The 16,465-nt window shown below is 72.7% G+C and carries 14 protein-coding genes and 3 pseudogenes; 11 read left to right on the top strand and 6 right to left on the bottom strand.

Annotation, left to right across the window (positions count from 1 at the left end; all coding sequences use genetic code 11):
* Nucleotides 1-33 precede the first annotated feature (33 nt).
* The 5 genes and pseudogenes from A6035_RS01705 to A6035_RS01690 all read left to right on the top strand — a co-directional run bounded on the left by A6035_RS01705 (nt 34) and on the right by A6035_RS01690 (nt 2,937).
* Entirely contained in the window at nt 34-906 is an 873-nt protein-coding gene (locus tag A6035_RS01705) for a DUF6474 family protein (RefSeq protein ID WP_244192500.1), read from the top strand.
* 166 nt (nt 907-1,072) lie between these two features.
* A complete protein-coding gene (locus A6035_RS18560) occupies nt 1,073-1,267 on the top strand; it encodes a hypothetical protein (protein WP_244192506.1) in 195 nt (64 codons plus the stop codon).
* On the top strand, nt 1,264-1,581 hold the full coding sequence (locus A6035_RS18555; protein ID WP_244192505.1) for a hypothetical protein: 318 nt from the start codon (nt 1,264-1,266) through the stop codon (nt 1,579-1,581). The genes A6035_RS18560 and A6035_RS18555 overlap by 4 nt, the downstream gene beginning before the upstream one ends.
* 90 nt (nt 1,582-1,671) lie before the next feature.
* A complete protein-coding gene (locus A6035_RS01695) occupies nt 1,672-2,106 on the top strand; it encodes a neutral/alkaline non-lysosomal ceramidase C-terminal domain-containing protein (protein WP_341867167.1) in 435 nt (144 codons plus the stop codon).
* Nucleotides 2,107-2,167: 61 nt separating this feature from the next.
* Nucleotides 2,168-2,937, top strand: a pseudogene (locus A6035_RS01690) (SDR family NAD(P)-dependent oxidoreductase).
* 378 nt (nt 2,938-3,315) lie between these two features.
* On the opposite strand, the gene A6035_RS01680 reads toward A6035_RS01690, so the two are convergent.
* The 3 genes from A6035_RS01680 to A6035_RS01670 all read right to left on the bottom strand — a co-directional run bounded on the left by A6035_RS01680 (nt 3,316) and on the right by A6035_RS01670 (nt 6,295).
* Entirely contained in the window at nt 3,316-3,948 is a 633-nt protein-coding gene (locus A6035_RS01680) for a hypothetical protein (protein ID WP_108846349.1), read from the bottom strand.
* A gap of 328 nt (nt 3,949-4,276) precedes the next feature.
* Complete coding sequence (locus A6035_RS01675) at nt 4,277-5,299, bottom strand: TM0106 family RecB-like putative nuclease (RefSeq protein WP_244192504.1); 1,023 nt, start codon at nt 5,297-5,299, stop codon at nt 4,277-4,279.
* Nucleotides 5,300-5,560: 261 nt separating this feature from the next.
* Complete coding sequence (locus tag A6035_RS01670) at nt 5,561-6,295, bottom strand: hypothetical protein (protein WP_244192503.1); 735 nt, start codon at nt 6,293-6,295, stop codon at nt 5,561-5,563.
* A gap of 81 nt (nt 6,296-6,376) precedes the next feature.
* Between A6035_RS01670 and A6035_RS19395 the strand changes: the two genes are divergently transcribed.
* From A6035_RS19395 to A6035_RS01645, 4 genes and pseudogenes are all read left to right on the top strand, one after another.
* Nucleotides 6,377-7,921 (top strand): DUF6474 family protein, encoded by a 1,545-nt coding sequence (locus tag A6035_RS19395; protein WP_425267514.1) that lies wholly within the window; start codon nt 6,377-6,379, stop codon nt 7,919-7,921.
* A 321-nt stretch (nt 7,922-8,242) separates the two neighbouring features.
* The gene (locus tag A6035_RS19490; RefSeq protein ID WP_244192502.1) at nt 8,243-8,446 is read left to right on the top strand and encodes a neutral/alkaline non-lysosomal ceramidase C-terminal domain-containing protein; all 204 of its coding nucleotides are present in this window, start codon (nt 8,243-8,245) and stop codon (nt 8,444-8,446) included.
* Between the two features lie 61 nt (nt 8,447-8,507).
* Nucleotides 8,508-9,278 (top strand): annotated as a pseudogene (locus A6035_RS01650) (SDR family NAD(P)-dependent oxidoreductase).
* Between the two features lie 131 nt (nt 9,279-9,409).
* Nucleotides 9,410-9,535, top strand: a pseudogene (locus tag A6035_RS01645) (3-hydroxyacyl-CoA dehydrogenase); the annotation flags it as partial.
* A gap of 30 nt (nt 9,536-9,565) precedes the next feature.
* Here the strand turns inward: A6035_RS01645 and A6035_RS18485 are convergent.
* Nucleotides 9,566-10,291: a hypothetical protein gene (locus tag A6035_RS18485; protein WP_208635553.1), complete on the bottom strand. Its 726-nt coding sequence runs from the start codon at nt 10,289-10,291 to the stop codon at nt 9,566-9,568.
* Between the two features lie 328 nt (nt 10,292-10,619).
* The gene (locus A6035_RS01635) at nt 10,620-11,621 is read right to left on the bottom strand and encodes a TM0106 family RecB-like putative nuclease (protein ID WP_244192501.1); all 1,002 of its coding nucleotides are present in this window, start codon (nt 11,619-11,621) and stop codon (nt 10,620-10,622) included.
* Nucleotides 11,622-12,718: 1,097 nt separating this feature from the next.
* Between A6035_RS01635 and A6035_RS01630 the strand changes: the two genes are divergently transcribed.
* A complete protein-coding gene (locus A6035_RS01630) occupies nt 12,719-13,591 on the top strand; it encodes a DUF6474 family protein (RefSeq protein ID WP_244192500.1) in 873 nt (290 codons plus the stop codon).
* Entirely contained in the window at nt 13,588-14,262 is a 675-nt protein-coding gene (locus A6035_RS01625; RefSeq protein ID WP_108846347.1) for a copper resistance CopC family protein, read from the top strand. The genes A6035_RS01630 and A6035_RS01625 overlap by 4 nt, the downstream gene beginning before the upstream one ends.
* Nucleotides 14,263-14,801: 539 nt before the next feature.
* On the opposite strand, the gene A6035_RS01620 is transcribed toward A6035_RS01625, so the two are convergent.
* Nucleotides 14,802-16,367: a succinic semialdehyde dehydrogenase gene (locus A6035_RS01620; protein ID WP_167400692.1), complete on the bottom strand. Its 1,566-nt coding sequence runs from the start codon at nt 16,365-16,367 to the stop codon at nt 14,802-14,804.
* Nucleotides 16,368-16,465: the final 98 nt, after the last annotated feature.

The following is a 16,465-nucleotide window of genomic DNA, read 5'->3' as shown; positions in this document are numbered from 1 at the left end:
AGCGCCAGGCGATTCGCCTAGGCTGGGGATCTGATGATCGCGACGAGAGAAGGATCGACGCCCATGGGCAAGCTGACGACCTACCGCGACAAGCGTGCCGGACTCCGGGCCCATGCCGCGGCGCTCAAGTCCACCGCCATGACCGAGGCCAAGCTCGCGGCCAAGGAGACCCGCAAGCAGGCCAGGGAGGCCCACCGCGTGGAACTGGCGGAGGCCAAGAAGCGCGCCAAGCTCGAGGGCAAGAACGCCGACCGCAAGGCCAAGCGCGAGGAGAAGCGCGCCGAGAAGCAGAACAAGCTCGACCGCAAGGCCGCAAAGCGGGACCGCAAGGCCGAGAAGGTCCACGCCAAGGAGGAGCGCAAGACCATCAAGCGTGAGGCCAAGATTCTGGCGAAGGACCGGAAGCTCGCCGAGAAGATCGACGCCGCCGGCCGCAAGCACGAGTACCAGCTGGCCGAGATGGAGCTCGACAAGCTCAAGGGCACCAAGCTGGGCAAGGACGACGTGCAACGTTGGCTGAACATGGCCAAGGTCGCCACCCCGGTCCTGCTGCCGCTGGTCTACAAGGTCGTGTCCAACGCGCAGAGCTCCGACAAGACCGCCGAGGCCGGCGGGGTCGACCTCAAGGCAGCCGGCATCAACGCCACCGGCCCCGCCGCCGCCCTGGGTGCGCGGATCGTCCGCCTCGAGCGGACCCTCGACGGGCTCGAGACGAGCCGCGGTGGCGAGCGGGAGGTCAAGGATTTCGTCGCCTCCACCCGCACGCGCCTGACCGACCTGCGCACGGCCGTCGAGACCGCCGAGACCACGCCCACCGCCCAGCGGCGCGAGATCCACTCCTCGATCTCCGGCGAACTCGACCGAGTGAACAAGGACGTCCTGGCCCGCCTGGGGGTCAAGGCGTGACCCAGCTGCGTGGGCGTCTGGCCTCCGTCGCGGGTGGCGGCCGCGTTGCTCGGCGGCGCGACCGCACCCGCCGTGATGCTCGCGCCCGTCGCGGCCGCGCACTCCGTGCTGATCTCCGTCGACCCGGAGGACGGCCTCACAGCTCGACACGGCGCCCGAGCAGATCGTGTTGATCTTCAACGAGGAGGTCAACCAGAACTTCGCCTCCGTCGCCGTCACCGCCGGTGATGACCGGACCAATCGCGTGACCGGCGAGCCGATGGTCGACGGCGAGACCGTCACCGCCCGCGTCGACGAACCTCGCGCCCGGCGCCTACACCGTCGGCTATCGGCGTCACCTCGGCCGACGGGCACGTCGTGAGCGGGTCCTCGGTGTTCACCGTCGCCGATGCCGAGGGCGGTGCCGGCGCGGACGGGGGCGCGGCCGGTGCTGACGGCGGTGGCGAGGCTGAGGGAGGTGCCGGGGCTGAGGATTCCGATGCTGGCGGTGCCACGGCTTCCGACGCCGGTGGCGAGTCGGCGGACGCCGATGCGACCGAGGCCGACGTCGCCGACGAGACCTCCGGAGAGAGCTCCGGGGTCAATCCCGTGATCTGGGTGGTCGGCGGCCTGGCCGTCCTGCTCATCGGCGGCGCGTTCGTGCTGCTGCGCCGGGGTGGCGGCAGCGGCAGCTGACTGACGGGTCGCGGGGGCAACGAGCCGCCGACCGGGGCCTCCGCCCGCCTCTTCGCAGCCGCACGCCTCCCTGGCGTCTCGCTCCTGAGGATGGCGTCTCGCTCCCCCAGCCTCCCGGCAGCCGCACGTCTCCCTGGCGTCTCGCTCCTGAGGATGGCGTCTCGCTCCCCCAGCCTCCCGGCAGCCGCACGCCTCCCTGGCGTCTCGCTCCTGCGGATGTACGCGGCACACCACAGCCGCTCCTCAACATGGCGTCTCGCCCACCCTTCGGTGCAGGCGAGACGCCATGTTGGCGGGCGGCTGTGGTCGGGCGGGCGCTGGGTGCGGGTCCACGACGACGGCGACTGGTCCACGATAATCGTGTTCGAGGGTCTGCTCACCGTCACCAACGCACTCATCACGTGGGACATCCCGCCGGGCACCCCGGCCGGCGAGTACCGGGTCGTGTACACCGCGTCGGGCCGCGGGCTCGACGGCCGCCTGTTCCCGGTTCGGGGGGAGAGCCGGGCCTTCGACGTGCGCTGACGGCGACTCTGGGACACTGATACCGACATTCGTTGCAGTTCCTAGTGAAAGGACAACGCCCGTGGACATCAAGGGTGCTTCCGTCATCGTCACCGGTGCCGCCTCCGGCCTGGGTAACGCCACCGCGCGTTCCTTCGCCGAGAAGGGCGCCGTCGTGTTCGGCCTCGACCTCCAGCAGTCGATCGACAAGGCCGTCGAGCAGGGGCATCGACGAGGGCATCACCCTCATCGCCGCTGACGTGACCAGTGAGGACGACGTCAAGGCCGCCATCGCCCGCGCCACCGAGGCCGCACCGCTGCGCGTCGTCGTCAACTGCGCCGGCATCGCGCCGGCCGCCCGCATCGTCTCCAAGAAGGGCGTCCACGCGCTCGACCTGTTCGAGACCTGCATCTCCGTGAACCTCGTGGGCACCTTCAACGTGCTGCGGCTGGCCGCCGAGGCCATGTCCACCCAGGACACCGTCGACGAGGACGGCCAGCGCGGCGTCATCATCAACACCGCGTCCGTCGCCGCGTACGAGGGCCAGGTCGGGCAGATCGCCTACGCCGCCTCGAAGGGCGGCGTCTACTCGATGGGCATCTGTGCCGCCCGCGACCTCGCGCAGTTCGGCATCCGGGTCAACACCATCGCCCCGGGCACCATCGAGACCCCGATGCTCAAGGGCCTGACCGAGGAGTTCCAGAAGTCCCTCGAGGCCGCGATCCCCGTTCCCGTCGCGCCTCGGCCGCCCGTCGGACTACGCGCAGCTGGCCAACGCGATCGTCGAGCACGACTACCTCAACGGCGAGAGCTTCCGCATGGACGGCGCCCTGCGCATGGCGCCGCGCTAGACAGCGCGCTGCGCCAGAGGGACCGCCGCGCTAGACGAACCGCCGCGCCGCAGCGCTCCTGATGACTGCAGGCCCGCCCCCGTCACGGGAGCGGGCCTGCAGTCGTAGGCGGGGGCGGGTATCAGCCGCGGCCGTTCCCGTCGCGCCTCGGCCGCCCGTCGGACTACGCGCAGCTGGCCAACGCGATCGTCGAGCACGACTACCTCAACGGCGAGAGCTTCCGCATGGACGGCGCCCTGCGCATGGCGCCGCGCTAGACAGCGCGCTGCGCCAGAGGGACCGCCGCGCTAGACGAACCGCCGCGCCGCAGCGCTCCTGATGACTGCAGGCCCGCCCCCGTCACGGGAGCGGGCCTGCAGTCGTAGGCGGGGGCGGGTATCAGCCGCGGCCGTTGTCGATCGCCGGGCCGGGGGCCGGCGGGGCCGGCGCGGGGGCCGGGGCGCCGGCGGGCGCGGGCAGGCCCGGCAGCGGCGGCAGGACGATGCCCGCGTCGAGCAGCGCCTGCTGGATCTGCGGCGCGAACGTGACGGCGGCGGCGACCGTCGCACCGACCAGCACGACCGGGATCAGGACGGCGGGGTCCTCGATGACGGTCGTCGCGCCGTCACCGATGCCGAGCGAGCCGGCGACGGGGGCGTAGAGCGGCGCGAGCGAGCCGGTGGTGGGCTCACCGATCAGCGCCGAGCCGGAGGTGTCCACGGATCCGGTGCCCTCGGCCGGAGTGAGGACGTCGACCGAGCCGTTGTCGGCGAGGGAGCCGGTCAGCGGCGCGAAGGAACCGGTGGTCGGCTCGCCGAGCAGGGTGGAACCGGACGTGTCGAGGGACCCCTCGCCGGTGGCGTTGTCCTCGGGGAAGATCTCCAGCGACCCGCCCTCGAGCGAATCGGAGACCAGGCCGAGGCTGCCGGAATCCAGGCCGCCGGTCTGGGCTCCTGCGACGCCGGGGAGACCGGCCATGGTGAGTGCGGCGGCGGCTGCGACGGCAGCGGCCTTGCGGGTGGTGAACGTCATCTTTACGTCTCCTCGGGTGGAAAGGGGTTCCCAGGCGCGGAGGCTCGTAGCCGGACCACCCCGGGTGGGGCCTGCCTGGCCCGCCAAAACGCTGTTACAACACCAACAGTGAGATGCGGACCACGCCTCACCTTATCCGTGGATTCAGGTGACATACGGCGTGAACTCAGTTAGATCTTAGTTAGATTAAGCGCCGAGATCCTTTCTCCCACACGGCGAGTGGGGAGCGCAGCGCCGTTTCGGGCCCCGCCGCGGTCGCTCGCCGCCGGACGGGCCGGCGCCGGGGCGGATAAGAGGACGCCGATACTCGCCGGTCACGGGCGCCGACTCAGCCGAACCTCGTGATCCACTCCCGCACGGCCCGCGTGGCGCGGACGTCGTCCTCGTTGTAGGCGAGGATCCGCTCGCGCCCGGCGTCGCGTTCGACGCCCCGGGCCGCCTGCGCGTCCCGGTACCACCCGAGCGAGGCCTCACCGCCCGCCTCGGGATCCCGCCAGGTGAACCCGGCGACCGGCGCGACCACCTTGAGACCCAGGCCTGACGTGGAGACGAACTGGGTGGCGACGGCCTCGTGAACATCCACCCACAGTGGAGAGGAGATGAAGCGCCGCACCTCGGCGACGCCGGGGACCCCCTTGACGACGGCGAGGGTGCCCTCCGGACCGAACCTGCCCGCCGAGGAGAGGAGCCAGCCGTTCTCGGCGGCCCGTGAATAGCAGTACGCGCGGAACGAGCGCCCCTGCCCTGCCGCCCGGTCCCGTATCCCGGTGAGCCAGCGCCAGAATTCCGCGAACGCCCGCCCCTCGTCGGCGTCCGGCAGTCGGGACCACGTGACGAACGGCCGGTAGCCCTCATCCTCGAGCGGCCGCCCGTCCCGCAGGGTGAGCAGCGTGCCCCACAGGTAGGCGCCGTCGTCGAGGTGACTCTCGAGGTCGACGTCCACCTCGACGTCCGCCCGGGGGATCGTCGGCCGCGCCACCTTGGGCACCACGACCTCGCCGTCGCGGTGCGCCCGCGCGCGCAGGACCGCGTCGGAGTACGGCTCGCCGTTCCAGTCGGCCGGCCGGTCCGGCCCGGCCTCCGCGAGGTCCGCCACGGTGCGCATCCCCCGCGCCCTCAGGGGGCCCACCTGCCCACCGCCGACGACGAGACTCACGTCATCGGACAGGACCAGCCGGCCGCGACACCCCTCGACGGGCCCGTCCCGGTCCTCCCACCCCTCCCACCACGGGCAGGTGCGGCATTCGCCGATCCGGCTGGGCGCGGTGTCCAGCTCACCGCGCACCACCGCCAGTCTCGTGGCGTGGGTGCGGTCGGCCGGGTCGAGCACCGGCTCGAGGTCGTGCACCACCGCGCGCGCAGGACCGCGTCGGAGTACGGCTCGCCGTTCCAGTCGGCCGGCCGGTCCGGCCCGGCCTCCGCGAGGTCCGCCACGGTGCGCATCCCCCGCGCCCTCAGGGGGCCCACCTGCCCACCGCCGACGACGAGACTCACGTCATCGGACAGGACCAGCCGGCCGCGACACCCCTCGACGGGCCCGTCCCGGTCCTCCCACCCCTCCCACCACGGGCAGGTGCGGCATTCGCCGATCCGGCTGGGCGCGGTGTCCAGCTCACCGCGCACCACCGCCAGTCTCGTGGCGTGGGTGCGGTCGGCCGGGTCGAGCACCGGCTCGAGGTCGTGCACCACCGCCCGCGCCGACCCCAGCCCGAGCACCGCACCCACCGGGGACGACGCCGGCGTGCCCCACCGCCTCGAGCAGACGCCACGCGTGGACGAGCCGGTCGAGGTCCGCCGGATGGCGCCGCACCCGCAGGGTCGGATCGGGCGCCGGCGCCCAGTCGAGCAGCCGCGTCACCGTCGCCGTCGACGACCCCTTCCCCCGCCGCGGGTCGACCACCTTGTGGTTGACCACCAACACCGGCGCGTACCCCCCGCCGGGCACGGCCGCCAACGTGCACCTCAGGCCCGCCCGGCCACTGCCCTCATCGGCGGGAAGGGCGGCGCCCCACACCAGAGCCGCCCCGTCGGCCAACGCCCGGAGGGTCACCTCCTCGTCGTCGTCACCCGGTACGTCCCCCGGCAGATCCGTCCAGTGGTCCCCCACCACGTCCACCACCGCGGCGTCGGGGCGCGCGCCCGCCAGCGCGCGCTCCCTCAACCCCGCGCGGCGATCCGCCGCCGCCATGGCCCGCAGCCGGACGCCCTCGTCGAGCGGCGCCGTCCGCCACCAACCCGGCCGGGCGTCGCGCTCCCGGGCCACGCGGTGCAGACATCTGGCCCCCGACGCCGGTCCCACCACCGCCGCGTCGGGGACCCGGCCCGTGGTGCGCTCGGCGTCCTCCATCGCCGTCCATCATGGCCCAGCCGCGCAGCGGACGACGGTCCGGTCCTCAGCGCCAGGCGATTCGCCTAGGCTGGGGATCTGATGATCGCGACGAGAGAAGGATCGACGCCCATGGGCAAGCTGACGACCTACCGCGACAAGCGTGCCGGACTCCGGGCCCATGCCGCGGCGCTCAAGTCCACCGCCATGACCGAGGCCAAGCTCGCGGCCAAGGAGACCCGCAAGCAGGCCAGGGAGGCCCACCGCGTGGAACTGGCGGAGGCCAAGAAGCGCGCCAAGCTCGAGGGCAAGAACGCCGACCGCAAGGCCAAGCGCGAGGAGAAGCGCGCCGAGAAGCAGAACAAGCTCGACCGCAAGGCCGCAAAGCGGGACCGCAAGGCCGAGAAGGTCCACGCCAAGGAGGAGCGCAAGACCATCAAGCGTGAGGCCAAGATTCTGGCGAAGGACCGGAAGCTCGCCGAGAAGATCGACGCCGCCGGCCGCAAGCACGAGTACCAGCTGGCCGAGATGGAGCTCGACAAGCTCAAGGGCACCAAGCTGGGCAAGGACGACGTGCAACGTTGGCTGAACATGGCCAAGGTCGCCACCCCGGTCCTGCTGCCGCTGGTCTACAAGGTCGTGTCCAACGCGCAGAGCTCCGACAAGACCGCCGAGGCCGGCGGGGTCGACCTCAAGGCAGCCGGCATCAACGCCACCGGCCCCGCCCGCCGCCCTGGGTGCGCGGATCGTCCGCCTCGAGCGGACCCTCGACGGGCTCGAGACGAGCCGCGGTGGCGAGCGGGAGGTCAAGGATTTCGTCGCCTCCACCCGCACGCGCCTGACCGACCTGCGCACGGCCGTCGAGACCGCCGAGACCACGCCCACCGCCCAGCGGCGCGAGATCCACTCCTCGATCTCCGGCGAACTCGACCGAGTGAACAAGGACGTCCTGGCCCGCCTGGGGGTCAAGGCGTGACCCAGCTGCGTGGGCGTCTGGCCTCCGTCGCGGTGGCGGCCGCGTTGCTCGGCGGCGCGACCGCACCCGCCGTGATGCTCGCGCCCGTCGCGGCCGCGCACTCCGTGCTGATCTCCGTCGACCCGGAGGACGGCTCACAGCTCGACACGGCGCCCGAGCAGATCGTGTTGATCTTCAACGAGGAGGTCAACCAGAACTTCGCCTCCGTCGCCGTCACCGCCGGTGATGACCGGACCAATCGCGTGACCGGCGAGCCGATGGTCGACGGCGAGACCGTCACCGCCCGCGTCGACGACCTCGCGCCCGGCGCCTACACCGTCGGCTATCGCGTCACCTCGGCCGACGGGCACGTCGTGAGCGGGTCCTCGGTGTTCACCGTCGCCGATGCCGAGGGCGGTGCCGGCGCGGACGGGGGCGCGGCCGGTGCTGACGGCGGTGGCGAGGCTGAGGGAGGTGCCGGGGCTGAGGATTCCGATGCTGGCGGTGCCACGGCTTCCGACGCCGGTGGCGAGTCGGCGGACGCCGATGCGACCGAGGCCGACGTCGCCGACGAGACCTCCGGAGAGAGCTCCGGGGTCAATCCCGTGATCTGGGTGGTCGGCGGCCTGGCCGTCCTGCTCATCGGCGGCGCGTTCGTGCTGCTGCGCCGGGGTGGCGGCAGCGGCAGCTGACTGACGGGTCGGGGGGCAACGAGCCGCCGACCGGGGCCTCCGCCCGCCTCTTCGCAGCCGCACGCCTCCCTGGCGGTCTCGCTCCTGAGGATGGCGTCTCGCTCCCCCAGCCTCCCGGCAGCCGCACGTCTCCCTGGCGTCTCGCTCCTGAGGATGGCGTCTCGCTCCCCCAGCCTCCCGGCAGCCGCACGCCTCCCTGGGCGTCTCGCTCCTGCGGATGTACGCGGCACACACAGCCGCTCCTCAACATGGCGTCTCGCCCACCCTTCGGTGCAGGCGAGACGCCATGTTGGCGGGCGGCTGTGGTCGGGCGGGCGCTGGGTGCGGGTCCACGACGACGGCGACTGGTCCACGATAATCGTGTTCGAGGGTCTGCTCACCGTCACCAACGCACTCATCACGTGGGACATCCCGCCGGGCACCCCGGCCGGCGAGTACCGGGTCGTGTACACCGCGTCGGGCCGCGGGCTCGACGGCCGCCTGTTCCCGGTTCGGGGGGAGAGCCGGGCCTTCGACGTGCGCTGACGGCGACTCTGGGACACTGATACCGACATTCGTTGCAGTTCCTAGTGAAAGGACAACGCCCGTGGACATCAAGGGTGCTTCCGTCATCGTCACCGGTGCCGCCTCCGGCCTGGGGTAACGCCACCGCGCGTTCCTTCGCCGAGAAGGGCGCCGTCGTGTTCGGCCTCGACCTCCAGCAGTCGATCGACAAGGCCGTCGAGCAGGGCATCGACGAGGGCATCACCCTCATCGCCGCTGACGTGACCAGTGAGGACGACGTCAAGGCCGCCATCGCCCGCGCCACCGAGGCCGCACCGCTGCGCGTCGTCGTCAACTGCGCCGGCATCGCGCCGGCCGCCCGCATCGTCTCCAAGAAGGGCGTCCACCGCGCTCGACCTGTTCGAGACCTGCATCTCCGTGAACCTCGTGGGCACCTTCAACGTGCTGCGGCTGGCCGCCGAGGCCATGTCCACCCAGGACACCGTCGACGAGGACGGCCAGCGCGGCGTCATCATCAACACCGCGTCCGTCGCCGCGTACGAGGGCCAGGTCGGGCAGATCGCCTACGCCGCCTCGAAGGGCGGCGTCTACTCGATGGGCATCTGTGCCGCCCGCGACCTCGCGCAGTTCGGCATCCGGGTCAAACACCATCGCCCCGGGCACCATCGAGACCCCGATGCTCAAGGGCCTGACCGAGGAGTTCCAGAAGTCCCTCGAGGCCGCGATCCCGTTCCCGTCGCGCCTCGGCCGCCCGTCGGACTACGCGCAGCTGGCCAACGCGATCGTCGAGCACGACTACCTCAACGGCGAGAGCTTCCGCATGGACGGCGCCCTGCGCATGGCGCCGCGCTAGACAGCGCGCTGCGCCAGAGGGACCGCCGCGCTAGACGAACCGCCGCGCCGCAGCGCTCCTGATGACTGCAGGCCCGCCCCCGTCACGGGAGCGGGCCTGCAGTCGTAGGCGGGGGCGGGTATCAGCCGCGGCCGTTCCCGTCGCGCCTCGGCCGCCCGTCGGACTACGCGCAGCTGGCCAACGCGATCGTCGAGCACGACTACCTCAACGGCGAGAGCTTCCGCATGGACGGCGCCCTGCGCATGGCGCCGCGCTAGACAGCGCGCTGCGCCAGAGGGACCGCCGCGCTAGACGAACCGCCGCGCCGCAGCGCTCCTGATGACTGCAGGCCCGCCCCCGTCACGGGAGCGCGGCCTGCAGTCGTAGGCGGGGGCGGGTATCAGCCGCGGCCGTTGTCGATCGCCGGGCCGGGGGCCGGCGGGGCCGGCGCGGGGGCCGGGGCGCCGGCGGGCGCGGGCAGGCCCGGCAGCGGCGGCAGGACGATGCCCGCGTCGAGCAGCGCCTGCTGGATCTGCGGCGCGAACGTGACGCGCGGCGGCGACCGTCGCACCGACCAGCACGACCGGGATCAGGACGGCGGGGTCCTCGATGACGGTCGTCGCGCCGTCACCGATGCCGAGCGAGCCGGCGACGGGGGCGTAGAGCGGCGCGAGCGAGCCGGTGGTGGGCTCACCGATCAGCGCCGAGCCGGAGGTGTCCACGGATCCGGTGCCCTCGGCCGGAGTGAGGACGTCGACCGAGCCGTTGTCGGCGAGGGAGCCGGTCAGCGGCGCGAAGGAACCGGTGGTCGGCTCGCCGAGCAGGGTGGAACCGGACGTGTCGAGGGACCCCTCGCCGGTGGCGTTGTCCTCGGGGAAGATCTCCAGCGACCCGCCCTCGAGCGAATCGGAGACCAGGCCGAGGCTGCCGGAATCCAGGCCGCCGGTCTGGGCTCCTGCGACGCCGGGGAGACCGGCCATGGTGAGTGCGGCGGCGGCTGCGACGGCAGCGGCCTTGCGGGTGGTGAACGTCATCTTTACGTCTCCTCGGGTGGAAAGGGGTTCCCAGGCGCGGAGGCTCGTAGCCGGACCACCCCGGGTGGGGCCTGCCTGGCCCGCCAAAACGCTGTTACAACACCAACAGTGAGATGCGGACCACGCCTCACCTTATCCGTGGATTCAGGTGACATACGGCGTGAACTCAGTTAGATCTTAGTTAGATTAAGCGCCGAGATCCTTTCTCCCACACGGCGAGTGGGGAGCGCAGCGCCGTTTCGGGCCCCGCCGCGGTCGCTCGCCGCCGGACGGGCCGGCGCCGGGGCGGATAAGAGGACGCCGATACTCGCCGGTCACGGGCGCCGACTCAGCCGAACCTCGTGATCCACTCCCGCACGGCCCGCGTGGCGCGGACGTCGTCCTCGTTGTAGGCGAGGATCCGCTCGCGCCCGGCGTCGCGTTCGACGCCCCGGGCCGCCTGCGCGTCCCGGTACCACCCGAGCGAGGCCTCACCGCCCGCCTCGGGATCCCGCCAGGTGAACCCGGCGACCGGCGCGACCACCTTGAGACCCAGGCCTGACGTGGAGACGAACTGGGTGGCGACGGCCTCGTGAACATCCACCCACAGTGGAGAGGAGATGAAGCGCCGCACCTCGGCGACGCCGGGGACCCCCTTGACGACGGCGAGGGTGCCCTCCGGACCGAACCTGCCCGCCGAGGAGAGGAGCCAGCCGTTCTCGGCGGCCCGTGAATAGCAGTACGCGCGGAACGAGCGCCCCTGCCCTGCCGCCCGGTCCCGTATCCCGGTGAGCCAGCGCCAGAATTCCGCGAACGCCCGCCCCTCGTCGGCGTCCGGCAGTCGGGACCACGTGACGAACGGCCGGTAGCCCTCATCCTCGAGCGGCCGCCCGTCCCGCAGGGTGAGCAGCGTGCCCCACAGGTAGGCGCCGTCGTCGAGGTGACTCTCGAGGTCGACGTCCACCTCGACGTCCGCCCGGGGGATCGTCGGCCGCGCCACCTTGGGCACCACGACCTCGCCGTCGCGGTGCGCCCGCGCGCGCAGGACCGCGTCGGAGTACGGCTCGCCGTTCCAGTCGGCCGGCCGGTCCGGCCCGGCCTCCGCGAGGTCCGCCACGGTGCGCATCCCCCGCGCCCTCAGGGGGCCCACCTGCCCACCGCCGACGACGAGACTCACGTCATCGGACAGGACCAGCCGGCCGCGACACCCCTCGACGGGCCCGTCCCGGTCCTCCCACCCCTCCCACCACGGGCAGGTGCGGCATTCGCCGATCCGGCTGGGCGCGGTGTCCAGCTCACCGCGCACCACCGCCAGTCTCGTGGCGTGGGTGCGGTCGGCCGGGTCGAGCACCGGCTCGAGGTCGTGCACCACCGCGCGCGCAGGACCGCGTCGGAGTACGGCTCGCCGTTCCAGTCGGCCGGCCGGTCCGGCCCGGCCTCCGCGAGGTCCGCCACGGTGCGCATCCCCCGCGCCCTCAGGGGGCCCACCTGCCCACCGCCGACGACGAGACTCACGTCATCGGACAGGACCAGCCGGCCGCGACACCCCTCGACGGGCCCGTCCCGGTCCTCCCACCCCTCCCACCACGGGCAGGTGCGGCATTCGCCGATCCGGCTGGGCGCGGTGTCCAGCTCACCGCGCACCACCGCCAGTCTCGTGGCGTGGGTGCGGTCGGCCGGGTCGAGCACCGGCTCGAGGTCGTGCACCACCGCCCGCGCCGACCCCAGCCCGAGCACCGCACCCACCGGGGACGACGCCGCGTGCCCCACCGCCTCGAGCAGACGCCACGCGTGGACGAGCCGGTCGAGGTCCGCCGGATGGCGCCGCACCCGCAGGGTCGGATCGGGCGCCGGCGCCCAGTCGAGCAGCCGCGTCACCGTCGCCGTCGACGACCCCTTCCCCCGCCGCGGGTCGACCACCTTGTGGTTGACCACCAACACCGGCGCGTACCCCCCGCCGGGCACGGCCGCCAACGTGCACCTCAGGCCCGCCCGGCCACTGCCCTCATCGGCGGGAAGGGCGGCGCCCCACACCAGAGCCGCCCCGTCGGCCAACGCCCGGAGGGTCACCTCCTCGTCGTCGTCACCCGGTACGTCCCCCGGCAGATCCGTCCAGTGGTCCCCCACCACGTCCACCACCGCGGCGTCGGGGCGCGCGCCCGCCAGCGCGCGCTCCCTCAACCCCGCGCGGCGATCCGCCGCCGCCATGGCCCGCAGCCGGACGCCCTCGTCGAGCGGCGCCGTCCGCCACCAACCCGGCCGGGCGTCGCGCTCCCGGGCCACGCGGTGCAGACATCTGGCCCCCGACGCCGGTCCCACCACCGCCGCGTCGGGGACCCGGCCCGTGGTGCGCTCGGCGTCCTCCATCGCCGTCCATCATGGCCCAGCCGCGCAGCGGACGACGGTCCGGTCCTCAGCGCCAGGCGATTCGCCTAGGCTGGGGATCTGATGATCGCGACGAGAGAAGGATCGACGCCCATGGGCAAGCTGACGACCTACCGCGACAAGCGTGCCGGACTCCGGGCCCATGCCGCGGCGCTCAAGTCCACCGCCATGACCGAGGCCAAGCTCGCGGCCAAGGAGACCCGCAAGCAGGCCAGGGAGGCCCACCGCGTGGAACTGGCGGAGGCCAAGAAGCGCGCCAAGCTCGAGGGCAAGAACGCCGACCGCAAGGCCAAGCGCGAGGAGAAGCGCGCCGAGAAGCAGAACAAGCTCGACCGCAAGGCCGCAAAGCGGGACCGCAAGGCCGAGAAGGTCCACGCCAAGGAGGAGCGCAAGACCATCAAGCGTGAGGCCAAGATTCTGGCGAAGGACCGGAAGCTCGCCGAGAAGATCGACGCCGCCGGCCGCAAGCACGAGTACCAGCTGGCCGAGATGGAGCTCGACAAGCTCAAGGGCACCAAGCTGGGCAAGGACGACGTGCAACGTTGGCTGAACATGGCCAAGGTCGCCACCCCGGTCCTGCTGCCGCTGGTCTACAAGGTCGTGTCCAACGCGCAGAGCTCCGACAAGACCGCCGAGGCCGGCGGGGTCGACCTCAAGGCAGCCGGCATCAACGCCACCGGCCCCGCCGCCGCCCTGGGTGCGCGGATCGTCCGCCTCGAGCGGACCCTCGACGGGCTCGAGACGAGCCGCGGTGGCGAGCGGGAGGTCAAGGATTTCGTCGCCTCCACCCGCACGCGCCTGACCGACCTGCGCACGGCCGTCGAGACCGCCGAGACCACGCCCACCGCCCAGCGGCGCGAGATCCACTCCTCGATCTCCGGCGAACTCGACCGAGTGAACAAGGACGTCCTGGCCCGCCTGGGGGTCAAGGCGTGACCCAGCTGCGTGGGCGTCTGGCCTCCGTCGCGGTGGCGGCCGCGTTGCTCGGCGGCGCGACCGCACCCGCCGTGATGCTCGCGCCCGTCGCGGCCGCGCACTCCGTGCTGATCTCCGTCGACCCGGAGGACGGCTCACAGCTCGACACGGCGCCCGAGCAGATCGTGTTGATCTTCAACGAGGAGGTCAACCAGAACTTCGCCTCCGTCGCCGTCACCGCCGGTGATGACCGGACCAATCGCGTGACCGGCGAGCCGATGGTCGACGGCGAGACCGTCACCGCCCGCGTCGACGACCTCGCGCCCGGCGCCTACACCGTCGGCTATCGCGTCACCTCGGCCGACGGGCACGTCGTGAGCGGGTCCTCGGTGTTCACCGTCGCCGATGCCGAGGGCGGTGCCGGCGCGGACGGGGGCGCGGCCGGTGCTGACGGCGGTGGCGAGGCTGAGGGAGGTGCCGGGGCTGAGGATTCCGATGCTGGCGGTGCCACGGCTTCCGACGCCGGTGGCGAGTCGGCGGACGCCGATGCGACCGAGGCCGACGTCGCCGACGAGACCTCCGGAGAGAGCTCCGGGGTCAATCCCGTGATCTGGGTGGTCGGCGGCCTGGCCGTCCTGCTCATCGGCGGCGCGTTCGTGCTGCTGCGCCGGGGTGGCGGCAGCGGCAGCTGACTGACGGGTCGGGGGGCAACGAGCCGCCGACCGGGGCCTCCGCCCGCCTCTTCGCAGCCGCACGCCTCCCTGGCGTCTCGCTCCTGAGGATGGCGTCTCGCTCCCCCAGCCTCCCGGCAGCCGCACGTCTCCCTGGCGTCTCGCTCCTGAGGATGGCGTCTCGCTCCCCCAGCCTCCCGGCAGCCGCACGCCTCCCTGGCGTCTCGCTCCTGCGGATGTACGCGGCACACACAGCCGCTCCTCAACATGGCGTCTCGCCCACCCTTCGGTGCAGGCGAGACGCCATGTTGGCGGGCGGCTGTGGTCGGGCGGGCGGAGGTGCGGGCCCACCAGCAGGCCATGGCGAGAATTCCCGGCGGCTGCGGGCTGGCAGCGCGGGCCCGCCGGGCAGCGGTCGCGAAGGACCCGCCGGCAGCACTGGCCCGCCGGGCGGGCGGCACCCCCGGGCGGGCGGCACCCCCGGGCGGGCGGCACCCCCGGGCGGGCGGCACCCCCGGGCGGCGAACGCCCGGCCGGCGCACCCCCGGCCCGTCGCCGGGCTACCGCCCCGGCAGGAACCGCATCGCGTTGGTCGCGGGCGCGAGCACCTGCTGCCACCGCTTACGGGGCAGGAACGACGGACCGCCCATGTGCATCACACGCTGAGTGGCGATCGTCTGGGCCTCGGTGTACTTGAGCAGGCCCTCGTCTCCGTGCCGGCGACCGACGCCGGAGGCGCCCATGCCGCCCATGGGTCCGGCGACCGAACCCCAGCCCGCGACGTAGCCCTCGCCGACGTTGACGGTGCCCGTCCGCAGCCGCGCCGCGATCGCCTCGCCCTCCGCGTCGGTGGCGGCGAACACCGAGGAGTTGAGCCCGTACTCGGTCTTGTTGGCCTCGGCGATCGCCTCCTCGACCGAGTCGACCGGGTAGATCGACACGACCGGGCCGAACGTCTCGTCGCCGTAGCAGGTCGCGTCCTCGGGTACGTCGGCCAGCAGGGTGGGCTCGTAGAACAGCGGACCCAGGTCGGGCCGGGCCCGCCCGCCGGCCAGCACGCGGGCGCCCTTGGCCACGGCGTCGTCGACGTGCGCGCTCACGGTGTCCAGCTGGTCCTGCGAGATGAGGCTGCCCATCTCGGCCTCGAAGTCGTACCCCGGGCCGACGCTCATGGCCTTGACGCGCGCGGTGAGCTTCTCCGTCAGCTGCGCCGCCACGGACTTCTCCACGTAGAGACGCTCGACGGAGATGCACAGCTGGCCGGAGTTGGAGAAGAAGGCGCGCGTGGCGACCTCGGCGACCCGGTCGAGGTCGGCGCCGGCGGCGACGATCATGGCGTTCTTGCCACCGAGTTCGGCGGAGAACCCGATCAGCCGCTCGCCGCACTGGCGCCCGAGGGTGCGGCCGGTCGCGGTGGAACCGGTGAACATGAGGTAGTCCACGTTCTCGACGATCGCGCCACCGACGGTCCCGCCCGAACCGGGAACCACCTGGAACAGCTCGCGCGGCAGGCCGGCCCGGTAGAACATGTCGGCCGCCGCGAGCGCGCAGAACGGGGTGATCGAAGCCGGCTTGATGACGACGGCGTTGCCGGCGATCAGCGCCGCGAGCGCGTCGGTGGCGGCGAGGTTGAGCGGGTAGTTCCACGGCGCGATCACGCCCACGACGCCCTTGGGCTGGCGGCGGACCACGGCCTTGGTCAACCCGGGCAGCATGCCCTGGACCCGCTTGGGCGCGAGCAGGCCGGGAGCGGTGCGCGCGTAGTGGCGGGCGGTGATGAGGCAGTCGAGGACCTCCTCCTGCGCCGACGAACGGCTCTTGCCGGTCTCGGCCTGGACGATGTCCATGAGTTCGGCCCGGTTGCGCATGACCTCCTTGGCGAACCGGGTGATCACGGCGACGCGATCCGCGACGTCGCGTTCGGCCCACGCCACCTGGGCGGCGCGGGCCCGCTCCACCGCGGCGACCACGTCGTCGGCGGTACCGGCGGGGATCTTCGCGAGCGGCTCGCCGGTGAAGACCTCGTCGACGGTCGACGACGGGCGACTCGACGGGTCGGCGCGGAACTCGGGGATCGCGACGAGGTCGCGGAGGCGGTCGTACACGCGGGGCGCAGGTCGGCTCATGCTCGCCAAGGTTACCGGCGAGTATGGGCAGCTGTACACCCCGGCATGTTTTGTCAATCCGCGCACCCGATGCTTGACCCTGACGCGGCGTCAGGCCC

It is taken from the genome of Dietzia lutea (assembly GCF_003096075.1).
GTDB lineage: Bacteria > Actinomycetota > Actinomycetes > Mycobacteriales > Mycobacteriaceae > Dietzia > Dietzia lutea.
The sequence above is the reverse complement of the archived record's forward strand: the minus strand, read 5'-3'. Positions and strand labels throughout refer to the sequence as shown.